At 44.5% G+C, this 436-nt stretch carries 2 protein-coding genes; both read left to right on the top strand.

Annotated elements, in window-relative coordinates:
- Positions 1–94: 94 nt before the first annotated feature.
- Positions 95–220 carry a hypothetical protein gene (locus ACTHUT_RS22190; RefSeq protein WP_440419973.1) on the top strand — a complete coding sequence of 42 codons (126 nt, stop codon included), beginning with the start codon at positions 95–97 and terminating at the stop codon, positions 218–220.
- An 18-nt stretch (positions 221–238) separates the two neighbouring features.
- Entirely contained in the window at positions 239–388 is a 150-nt protein-coding gene (locus ACTHUT_RS22185; RefSeq protein WP_440419975.1) for a hypothetical protein, read from the top strand.
- The last annotated feature ends 48 nt before the right edge of the window (positions 389–436 follow it).

The raw sequence follows: 436 nt of genomic DNA, 5'->3' as shown, positions 1-436 counted from the left end.
AAAGTGGACATTGTGCGCCCGGTAGTCGGTGGCTAAGCGCTTTTACTGCGCGTATAGCTGCACTATTGGTTTAATGCTGAGAAAAGGAAAAGGGATGTTTATCGTATCGTTGGAATATATTAAAGACTTGGCTGCGGTTGAAACCTACCTGTCCGAGCATATTGCGTATCTCGAACGGTATTATCAAGCAGGTGTATTTGTTATGTCTGGACGCAAATAGCCGCGGACGGGCGGCGTTATCCTGATGAAAGCATCAGGCAGGGAACAGGTGGAAAAGTTAATTGCAGAAGACCCGTTTCACCGAGAAGGCGTAGCGAAATACACGATTACCGAGTTTATTCCGAATAAGGTCGCCGAAGGACTTGAAAACTATTTGGAAACTATCTAAACCGATTTTTCGGAAGGCTATTGCCCCAAAAATAATATTACAAAGGAA

It is taken from the genome of Neisseria sp. P0022.S010, assembly GCF_051956635.1.
Note: the sequence above shows the minus strand (reverse complement) of the source record. Positions and strands in the feature narration are given on the sequence as shown.

Bases quoted from the DNA above. Each gene is read 5' to 3' on its own strand.
- ACTHUT_RS22190 (WP_440419973.1), top strand. From the start codon at position 95: ATGTTTATCGTATCGTTGGAATATATTAAAGACTTGGCTGCGGTTGAA.